Annotated in this window: 11 protein-coding genes; 9 read left to right on the top strand and 2 right to left on the bottom strand. The window is 44.7% G+C overall.

The features are described from left to right. The first annotated feature begins 172 nt into the window (after positions 1 to 172). From DP116_RS24175 to DP116_RS24135, 9 genes are all read left to right on the top strand, one after another. Positions 173 to 670 (top strand): HNH endonuclease, encoded by a 498-nt coding sequence (locus DP116_RS24175; RefSeq protein WP_169157582.1) that lies wholly within the window; start codon positions 173 to 175, stop codon positions 668 to 670. Between the two features lie 416 nt (positions 671 to 1,086). After that, positions 1,087 to 2,370: a DHH family phosphoesterase gene (locus DP116_RS24170; RefSeq protein WP_169157581.1), complete on the top strand. Its 1,284-nt coding sequence runs from the start codon at positions 1,087 to 1,089 to the stop codon at positions 2,368 to 2,370. A 178-nt stretch (positions 2,371 to 2,548) separates the two neighbouring features. Continuing rightward, on the top strand, positions 2,549 to 3,043 hold the full coding sequence (gene sixA, locus DP116_RS24165; protein WP_169157580.1) for a phosphohistidine phosphatase SixA: 495 nt from the start codon (positions 2,549 to 2,551) through the stop codon (positions 3,041 to 3,043). Positions 3,044 to 3,158: 115 nt separating this feature from the next. After that, positions 3,159 to 4,295 (top strand): citrate synthase, encoded by a 1,137-nt coding sequence (locus DP116_RS24160; protein WP_169157579.1) that lies wholly within the window; start codon positions 3,159 to 3,161, stop codon positions 4,293 to 4,295. 381 nt (positions 4,296 to 4,676) lie between these two features. Continuing rightward, positions 4,677 to 5,795, top strand: coding sequence for an NADH-quinone oxidoreductase subunit NuoH (gene nuoH / locus DP116_RS24155; protein WP_169157578.1), 1,119 nt, complete (start codon positions 4,677 to 4,679; stop codon positions 5,793 to 5,795). Positions 5,796 to 5,849: 54 nt separating this feature from the next. Further along, entirely contained in the window at positions 5,850 to 6,431 is a 582-nt protein-coding gene (ndhI, locus tag DP116_RS24150; RefSeq protein ID WP_169157577.1) for an NAD(P)H-quinone oxidoreductase subunit I, read from the top strand. A 104-nt stretch (positions 6,432 to 6,535) separates the two neighbouring features. After that, on the top strand, positions 6,536 to 7,147 hold the full coding sequence (locus tag DP116_RS24145; RefSeq protein WP_169157576.1) for an NADH-quinone oxidoreductase subunit J: 612 nt from the start codon (positions 6,536 to 6,538) through the stop codon (positions 7,145 to 7,147). Positions 7,148 to 7,226: 79 nt separating this feature from the next. Further along, positions 7,227 to 7,532, top strand: coding sequence for an NADH-quinone oxidoreductase subunit NuoK (gene nuoK, locus DP116_RS24140; protein WP_048869034.1), 306 nt, complete (start codon positions 7,227 to 7,229; stop codon positions 7,530 to 7,532). A 4-nt stretch (positions 7,533 to 7,536) separates the two neighbouring features. Beyond that, complete coding sequence (locus DP116_RS24135) at positions 7,537 to 8,460, top strand: NAD(+) kinase (RefSeq protein WP_169157575.1); 924 nt, start codon at positions 7,537 to 7,539, stop codon at positions 8,458 to 8,460. A gap of 143 nt (positions 8,461 to 8,603) precedes the next feature. Here the strand turns inward: DP116_RS24135 and DP116_RS24130 are convergent, their stop codons facing one another. Together DP116_RS24130 and DP116_RS24125 are read right to left on the bottom strand one after the other, a co-directional pair. Further along, entirely contained in the window at positions 8,604 to 8,930 is a 327-nt protein-coding gene (locus DP116_RS24130; protein ID WP_169157574.1) for a helix-turn-helix domain-containing protein, read from the bottom strand. After that, positions 8,927 to 9,301 carry a type II toxin-antitoxin system RelE/ParE family toxin gene (locus DP116_RS24125; RefSeq protein WP_169157573.1) on the bottom strand — a complete coding sequence of 125 codons (375 nt, stop codon included), beginning with the start codon at positions 9,299 to 9,301 and terminating at the stop codon, positions 8,927 to 8,929. The genes DP116_RS24130 and DP116_RS24125 overlap by 4 nt, the downstream gene beginning before the upstream one ends. Positions 9,302 to 9,597 lie beyond the last annotated feature (296 nt).

The raw sequence follows: 9,597 nt of genomic DNA, 5'->3' as shown, positions 1-9,597 counted from the left end.
CGCACTGGCTCCTTTATGCCGGGGAACCCGTCCACCGCACTGGCTCACTTTTGACCCTTGACTTTTTACAATTCTTAGTTTTAACTATTGGAATAGTATAATTTTTTTTCATCACCAAAGCTGAATATAATTGTGTTAATATATGTAAAAATAATAGCTTGAGCGCTAATCAATGGGGAAGGTTTTAGTTCTAAACGCCTCTTACGAACCGCTCAATATCACGAGCTGGCGGCGAGCTGTCGTGTTACTGATTAAAGGCAAAGCAGAGCGAGTAGAGTTTAATAATAAGCAACTTTACTTGGGCTTTCCGCTTCCGACGGTTATCAGGTTACGCCATTATGTGCGCGTTCCCTATAAGGAGATTCCTTTGACTCGTCGGAACATACTACACCGCGACGGTCACACTTGTCAGTATTGCGGTTACACTGGGGATGATTTAACTTTGGATCATGTCGTTCCGCGATCGCGTGGGGGCGGCGATTCCTGGGAAAACATTGTTACAGCATGTGTCCGCTGCAATGTCAGAAAGGGTAGTCGTACGCCCAACGAAGCTCATATGAACTTACGTCATAATCCACGCCGACCTTATAGTAGTCTTTACTTTGAGGTCACCAAACACCTCAAAAGTGGTACTCACCAAGAATGGCAAAAATACGTTATCGGACTCTGACACCTTCTGCTGAATTTGAACAAGGCAGGCAGTGGTCAGTTTTTCGCTTTTTTGCCTTTGCTTGATGATTTTAGCTTCTTCACGGCTCTTTATGGATTTCAACAACCGAAAAAGCTGATGGAGGAGACAGCAATTCTGCGTATCCATCGAGAGCACTTTCGCTAGTATAACACATACTAACGCCAAAAACAACAGGGTGCGTTCTAAATCTACCAAAAGATCAGGGGTAGGTACTAAAGGCGTTTTCCTGGCAAGTTAGCAACGATAAGTTCTTGACAAAAAAAGAGGCTCAGAGATAATATGTCATGCTCTGATATTTTTGCAAAGATCGCAATGTGTGGCTGAAGTGTTGAAATACAAACTGTAGTATCTCTTGATGAAAAAAAAGGAGCCTCACACTTATAAAAACGTTTCGTATGCACTTTAATTCTTCTGTGACTCAGATTTCGAGTTTGCCATTGACGGGTGATCCTACTCCAGATGATTTTGAAATAGACAGCAAAGATTTAGTAGAAGTTCCACTCACTAGGCACTCAGGTACAGCATTGGCAGGCGAGGGTCATTTTCTGGGTCTGCGTAACAATTCATTGGTAAATCAAAAATCAGAAGAGCTGCACAACACGTTTCTTGCGCATAAACAAGAACGCCAGTTAATTATTCTTCAAGATTTTCCAGATCCTGATGCTTTATCGTGTGCTTGGGCTTACCAGCTCATAGCTCAGCAATACGACATAAAATGTGACATCATTTACGCTGGTGCTTTGAGCCACCAAGAAAATATTGCTTTGGTCAAGCTGACAGGGTTACCCGCGCAGCGTTGGACAGTACAAACACTGAAAAGCAAAGACTTATCTTCCTACCAAGGTTTCGTCCTCATAGATAACCAAGGAACGACTTCTCAGCTAGTACCTATTGTGCAAGAGGTAGGGATACCAATAGTGGCGGTTATTGACCACCACAGTTTACAAAGTGACATCAAATCAGAATTTTTTGATGTTCGTCCCTCTGTACGAGCAACAGCAACGATTTTCACTCAATACCTACAGTACGGGCTACTGACTCTAGATAGCAGCATAAATCAACACGTAAAATGCGCGACTGCCTTGATGCATGGCTTGCGATCGGATACTAATAGACTGATGCAAGCACAGGAAGAAGATTTTATGGCAGCAGCGTATTTGAGCAAATTTTATGACGCCCAGTTGCTGAACGCAATTCTACAGGCGAATCGTTCTAAGCGAGTGATGGATGTTATAGAGCGATCGCTCAAAAACCGCATCGTGCAAAATAACTTTTCTATTGCTGGTGTTGGTTACTTACGGTACGATGACCGCGATGCTATTCCCCAAGCGGCAGATTTTATTGTGACAGAAGAAAACGTCCACACAGCTTTGGTGTACGGTATTGTTCACGATGAAGATGAAGAACTAGAGGTGGTGATTGGTTCCCTAAGAACAACCAAACTAACCCTCGACCCCGATGAGTTTATTAAAGAAGCCTTCGGTCAAGATAGCAGCGGACGCTTTTTTGGTGGTGGACGGACAAGCGCAGGTGGGTTTGAAATTCCGATGGGTTTCTTATCTGGAGGTAATGAAAATTCTGCTTATGCGAAGATGAAATGGGAAGTTTTCGATTCTCAGATTAAGCAGAAGCTCCTAAGATTAGTGAATCCGAAAGATAATCCAATACAGTCGGAGTAGAATCATTAGTCATTAGTTATTAGTCATTAGTCCTTAGTTTCCAAAGACAAAGGACTAAGGACTAAAGATCTCTGGAGTATTTCCTCCAATCTGTCGGTAAAATAATACTTGCACCGACGAGCGCTTTCTTAGCACTCGCTCCCTCCAAAGAGCTTACGCTCATAAAGGACATTCCGCCGTGGAACTGTATTTAATCCGTCATGGTATTGCTGAAGAAAGGCGACCAGATCTCAAAGACGAGGAACGCTCACTGACAAAAGAAGGTCGGGAAAAAACGGAGAAAGTAGCCCAGCGATTGCGAAAGCTGGGCTTACATTTTGATTTGATTGCGACCAGTCCCTTAATACGAGCTCGCCAAACAGCAGAAATTTTTATAGCCACAGGACTGAGTTCCAAGGTAGAGGAATGTTCCTATCTCGCGCCAGATGGTGGTATTGAAAGTTGGGTTGTGGACTGGTTGAGTCCAAGAAATTATTCACCCCAAACTCAACTTGCTTTGGTTGGACATGAACCTTCTTTGAGCGCTTGGGCAGAAATTCTTTTATGGGGACAAGCAAAAGCAACGTTAGTTTTGAAAAAAGCGGGTATGATTGGGGTAAAACTACCAGAAAAAGGCTCCCCTCTGGGTCGTAGTCAGATGTTTTGGTTGACGCCACCCAAGTACTTGCTCTAACAGTAGAGTAACGTTTCTGAAAGAATTTTTAGGAGAACGGATACTGTTATGGTGATAACAATTTCTGGTAAGTTAGCCTGAAAAAATCTTTCAAAAAAAAGCAGATGGTGTTGCCATGATGGTGTGCGAATATAAGCCTGGTTTGGATGGCATTCCCGCCGCCCAATCCAGTATTAGCAATGTTGACGGGCAAAAGGGAATACTAGAATATCGTGGCATCCGGATTGAGGAACTAGCAGAAAAAAGTTCATTTTTGGAAACTGCTTATCTCCTTATTTGGGGTGAGTTGCCCACATCGAAAGAACTCGCAGCATTTGAGGATGAAGTTCGCTCTCACCGGCGGATTAAATATCACATTTGCGACATGATGAAGTGCTTTCCAGAAAGCGGTCATCCGATGGATGCACTGCAAGCCTCTGCTGCGGCATTAGGCTTGTTTTATTCGCGTCGTGACTTGAATAATCCTGTTTACATTCGGGATGCTGTCGTTCGCCTCATAGCAAAGATTCCGACAATGGTGGCGGCGTTCCAGTTAATGCGAAATGGGAATGATGCAATACGTCCCCATGAGGACTTGGACTATTCCGCCAATTTTCTGTACATGCTCAATGAGAAAAAACCTGATCCATTGGCGGCGCGGATTTTTGATATCTGCTTGATACTTCATGCTGAACACACAATGAACGCCTCCACCTTCAGTGCAAGGGTAACAGCGTCTACTCTAACTGATCCATACGCAGTGGTAGCTAGTGCGGTGGGAACGTTAGGAGGACCGCTACACGGTGGAGCGAATGAAGAAGTCATTCAGATGTTGGAAGACATTGGCTCTGTAGAAAATGTGCGTCCCTACATAGAGGATTGTCTGGAACGCAAAGCCAAGATTATGGGGTTTGGACACCGTGTGTACAAGGTGAAAGACCCACGCGCCACCATTTTACAGAACTTGGCAGAACAGCTGTTTACCAAGTTCGGGCATGACAAGTATTATGACATTGCCGTAGAAATGGAAAGGGTGGTGGAGGAAAAACTGGGTCACAAAGGAATTTATCCCAATGTTGACTTTTATTCAGGATTAGTGTATAGGAAGTTGGGAATTCCTACAGATTTGTTTACACCAATATTTGCGATCGCCCGTGTAGCTGGTTGGTTAGCACATTGGAAAGAACAGCTAGAAGAAAACCGGATTTTCCGTCCTACCCAGGTTTACGACGGTAAGCACGACGTTTCTTATATCCCCATCGACCAGCGATAGAGTGCTAAAGGGGTAATGGGGGATAAGAATTTTGAATTTTGAGATTGCGTCGCAACGCGCTCCGCAACGCTACGCGATTTTGAATTGTCTTATCTCCCCTTGCTCCCCCGATACTCGCTAGCCCCGGAGGGGGCGCTGCGCAAACGCTCTCTACCCACGACTGGAGGTTTTCTTCGCAAATCCCAATCTTAACCATAAGTAGAAATTCTTGTGTGGGTAAAGGGGCAAAAACCATCCAACGATATACTAGGCATGGGAATTGCAAAAAATCTTAAATTTTGCATGATTTAGGCAGAAATATTAATGGGCGAATTTACAGTTATTAACAAGTGTGGATAGTTGTAAAGGACAATGATCTAAAGGACTTGAAGAGCAAAAGACATGAATTCAGGAATTGATCTGCAAGGAACTTTTATAAAATCCCTCATGGATTTGGGACTAAGCGCTGGTGCAGCCAAGTCAATTTGGATGCCAGTGCCGATGATACTAATGATTATTGGTGCTACAGTTGGTGTGCTAACCTGCGTTTGGTTAGAGCGGAAAATTTCCGCCGCCGCACAGCAGCGGATTGGTCCTGAGTATATTGGTCCTTTAGGTTTGCTAGCTCCAGTAGCAGATGGTCTCAAGCTTGTTTTTAAAGAAGATGTGGTGCCAGCCAAGTCTGACAGTGTGCTGTTTACCCTTGGTCCAATCATCGTTGTTCTGCCAGTGTTTCTGTCCTATCTGATTGTGCCGTTTGGACAGAATCTGGTCATAACAGACGTTGGAATGGGGGTTTTCTTGTGGATTGCTTTGTCTAGTATTCAGCCAATTGGCTTGTTGATGGCTGGTTATGCATCCAACAACAAATACTCCCTCCTCGGAGGGTTGCGGGCAGCAGCGCAGTCAATTAGCTATGAAATTCCGTTGGCACTTGCAGTGCTGGCGATCGCCATGATGTCCAATAGCCTCAGCACCATCGACATCGTGGAACAGCAATCTGGTTATGGCATTCTTGGCTGGAACGTATGGCGTCAACCAGCCGGGTTTATCATCTTTTGGATAGCAGCCCTTGCCGAATGCGAACGATTACCCTTCGACTTACCTGAAGCAGAAGAAGAACTGGTTGCTGGTTATCAGACTGAATACTCTGGTATGAAATTCGCTCTTTTCTACCTGAGTTCCTACGTTAACCTAGTCCTTTCTGCCCTGCTAGTATCAGTGTTGTATCTGGGTGGTTGGGATTTTCCAATTCCTATTAACCTGATAGCTAGCGCTTTGGGAGTCAGTGAAACAAATCCCGTGTTGCAGGTTGTAACCGCCTCCTTGGGAATCACTATGACCGTACTGAAAGCATACTTCCTGGTCTTTCTGGCAATCCTGTTGCGCTGGACAGTACCACGCGTTCGTATTGACCAATTGCTAGATTTAGGATGGAAGTTCTTGCTGCCTGTTGGTTTGGTTAACTTGCTACTAACTGCAGCCCTGAAACTTGCCTTTCCCTTTGCCTTTGGTGGTTAGTCATTAGCACGAAAGACAAATGACGCTGATAGCTTAAAAAGAGAGAGACACAATATGTTGAAGTTCCTCAAGCAAGTTGGTGATTACGCCAAAGAAGCGGTTCAAGCTGGTCGCTACATAGGTCAGGGTCTGTCTGTTACCTTTGACCATATGCGGCGGCGTCCAGTCACCGTGCAGTACCCTTACGAAAAATTGATTCCTAGCGAACGATTTCGCGGTAGGATTCACTTTGAGTTTGATAAGTGCATTGCCTGCGAAGTTTGTGTTCGGGTTTGTCCGATCAACCTGCCTGTAGTGGATTGGGATTTCGATAAGGCAACCAAAAAGAAAAAGCTCAAACACTATAGCATCGACTTTGGAGTTTGTATCTTCTGTGGTAACTGCGTGGAATTTTGTCCCACCAACTGTTTATCAATGACAGAAGATTATGAACTTTCTACTTATGATCGCCATGAATTGAACTATGACAGCGTGGCGCTTGGTCGTTTGCCCTACAAGGTCACTCTAGACCCAATGGTCACACCTTTGCGTGAACTTGTTTATTTACCCAAGGGTGTTATGGATCCCCACGGTTTACCTGCTGATGCACCTCGCCCTGGTGCGCGTCCAGAAGACCTTGTAGAGCAGGAAAAGTAAAGATAATTAGTCAAGAGTCAACAGTGCATAGTTTTTGACTCTTGACTTTTGACTCTTGAGTGTTGACTTTTAACTGTTGACTTTTAACTGAGGACAAAAATACAGTGAATCTTGCGGAAGGAGTACAGATTGTTTCTTTTGGCATACTGGCGGTGTTGTTGATTGGAACAGCACTGGGTGTGGTGCTGTTTGAAAACATCGTCCATTCAGCCTTTCTGTTAGCAGGCGTATTTGTTAGCATTGCTGGACTATATCTATTGCTAAATGGTGACTTTGTAGCAGCAGCGCAATTGCTAATTTATGTTGGCGCAGTGAACGTGTTGATTTTGTTTGCCATTATGCTGGTAAACAAGCGGCAAGCTTTTGTGCCCTTCCCTACTGCTTGGGTACGCAAAGCACTAACAGGTGTAGTCAGTTTGGGATTGTTTGCACTTTTAAGTACGATGGTGTTGGCAACTCCTTGGTCACTGTCTACTGCCATACCTCCAAGCAACACTATTGTTTTAATCGGTCAACATTTCTTCACTGACTTTTTACTGCCTTTTGAACTCGCTTCTATTTTGCTGTTAATAGCAATGGTAGGCGCGATAATTTTGGCACGTCGCGAGTATCTGCCTGAACAGACTATTTCTCCAGAACAACAGCAAGTTTTGACGTTACCAGAACGTCCCAGAGAATTGGTCTCAATCGGTGAATCGAGCCGCAATATTCAGTAATACAGTTATTAATGAACAGCGCGAAGTGATAACTGATAACTGATAATTGTTAACTGACAATGGGGGGACACCAAAGTTTATGCAAATCCAGTACTTTTTATTACTTGCAGCAGCTTTGTTCTGCATCGGTATTTATGGCTTAATTACTAGCCGTAATGCTGTCAGAGTGCTGATGTCGATTGAGTTGCTGCTCAATGCCGTTAATCTGAACTTAATGGCGTTTTCCAATTACCTAGACTCAGTAGCAATAAAGGGTCAGGTATTTACCGTATTTGTCATTACCGTAGCAGCAGCTGAGGCGGCGGTAGGTTTAGCGATCGTGCTTGCCATTTATCGTAACCGCGACACTGTTGATATGGAGCAGTTTAATCTCCTGAAGTGGTAATTCTGTGGAGCTCAAGCAGGTCATTATTGCTTATAAAGCACGAGATTCCCAAAGTAAACGCTGGGCAGAAATCTGTGCAAAGCAACTAGAACATCGTCAATGCCAGGTTTTGATGGGACCAAGTGGACCGAAAGATAACCCATATCCGGTATTTCTGGCTTCAGCTGGACAACCAATTGACTTGGCTGTGGTACTTGGCGGTGATGGTACTGTTTTAACTGGTGCAAGACATCTAGCCCCGGCTGGCGTCCCAATACTAGCAGTGAATGTGGGAGGTCATCTGGGGTTTTTAACCGAGTCTGTAGACGAATTTCAAGACACCGAACGAGTTTGGGATCGACTCTTAGAAGACCGTTACGCTGTGCAGCGGCGGATGATGTTGCAAGCCTCAGTCTTTGAGGGGAATAGGACAAATTTGGAACCAGTGTCTGAACGCTACCTTGCTTTAAATGAAATGTGTGTTAAACCCGCTTCTGCGGATAGGATGATTACCTCAATTCTAGAGATGGAAATTGATGGTGAGGTCGTCGATCAATACCAAGGGGACGGGTTAGTTATTTCTACTCCCACTGGTTCTACGGGTTATACCGTTTCTGCGAATGGTCCGATTATACATGATGGTATGGAAGCAATTACCATCACTCCCATCTGTCCGATGAGTCTTTCCAGTCGTCCCCTCGTGTTACCCCCTGGTTCTGTCGTCAGCATTTGGCCCTTGGGTGATTACGATTTAAGTACCAAGTTGTGGACTGATGGGGTGTTAGCGACTTCAATTTGGCCCGGACACCGTGTTGATGTGCGGATGGCAGATTGTCGGGCTAAGTTTATAATTTTACGGGAGAACAACTCCTATTATCAGACGCTGCGAGAGAAGTTGCTGTGGGCAGGAACAAGAATTCGCTACAGTAGTGCGAGTCATGCTAATTGAGAGTTGTTTTCTAGTTTCTCAATAGAGCTTTTTATCTCAACTACCAGACAAGCCTGCTTCTGCAGGCTTTGTTTGTATCCCACATTCCGCACCCGGCACTATCACAATCGGTTTTTGGTGAATTCACAGATCCAGTAAAGCCCCTACAACGATACCACTGTTTCTCCTGTTTGGGTTCCCGCATGACGAGGGCGAAGGTGCAGGGTGATTTCGGTATCAAGGCGCTTGAGGAAAGTGAGCAGCTTCCCCTCGCTGAACCGTTGAAACTCTCCTCTCATCAGATACGATACTTCTGGCTGGGGAATGCCAAGAAGTTTGCTGATTTCCCGCTGTTTCAGGTTACGTTGTTTTAAGAGGTGAAGTACCACAATCCCAATCTTGCCACGGGTAAAAAGTTCTTCTGCATCCTCTAAGCCGAGGTCAGCAAAGACGTTACCACTACTTTCTTCAAAAACGCTTTCTTCTGTCATGGTTGTTCCTCCCGTGCGAGTGCGTCCTTATAGCGTTGTTTAATCAGGTCAACGTCAGTCTGTGGGGTTTTAATCCCCTTGTTTGATTTCTTTTGGAAAGCGTGCAGGACATAGATCTTTTCTCCAATCTTCACGGCATAAACCGCTCTGTATGTGTCGGTATCGTAGCGTTTGACAATTTCATACACGCCGCTTCCAACGCCTTTAAAAGGCTTGGCATCCAGTGGTGTTTCCCCTGCCTGCACTAGTTGCAACGCATACCCTACCGCTTTTTGTACCTCTGAAGGAAACGCACGAATATTTTTGCGAGAGTCCCCCATCCACACAAGAGCGCGTAACGGCACCTCTGGAAGATCCGCACTATCGACCATAATATATGAAATTTCCTATAAGTTCAAGTCAGCACCGTAGCATGAAATGTCACCTGTGTAATGTCTTTTCCTTCTAATTACAAAAAGCCGTTATAGCTGTCAGTTACCAAATTTACAATTCAACAAGCATGAGTCAGATAATCAATAAAACTTTGCTAAATTCTCTCCAGGCTAGATAATAGTAAAGTGTTCATTGCTAAGTCATGCACAACTTCACCCAGGGATAGTAATCATAATAGAGTTGTGTAAGTCCTGCGGACAGGCTCCGCCAACGCGAAGCGTGCGCCTTAGCGCTC

The organism is Brasilonema bromeliae SPC951 (genome assembly GCF_012912135.1).
GTDB lineage: Bacteria > Cyanobacteriota > Cyanobacteriia > Cyanobacteriales > Nostocaceae > Brasilonema > Brasilonema bromeliae.
The sequence above is the reverse complement of the archived record's forward strand: the minus strand, read 5'-3'. Positions and strand labels throughout refer to the sequence as shown.